The organism is Bradyrhizobium sp. Kon58, assembly GCF_055807455.1.
Map to the genome: position 1 here is coordinate 1 of NZ_JBVVOT010000512.1, position 256 is coordinate 256.

The 256-nt window shown below is 66.8% G+C and carries 1 protein-coding gene; it reads left to right on the top strand.

What is annotated here, in order from left to right; translation table 11 throughout:
* A partial coding sequence (locus tag AC0L20_RS41300; protein WP_473295878.1) for a nucleotide-binding protein occupies positions 1–256 on the top strand: 256 nt, incomplete at both ends.

Here is a 256-nt window from a genome sequence, read left to right on the forward strand (position 1 = left end):
GGGCACCACCTCCGACGCCGGCAAAAGCACGCTGGTAACTGCGCTGTGTCGCTGGCTGGTGCGCCAGGGCATCGCGGTGGTGCCGTTCAAACCGCAGAACATGGCGCTCAACAGCGCGGTGACCGCCGAAGGCGGCGAGATCGGCCGCGCCCAGGCGGTGCAGGCGCAGGCCGCCAACCTTGCGCCACACACCGACATGAATCCGGTGTTGCTCAAGCCCAACAGTGACACCGGCTCTCAGGTGATCATCCATGGC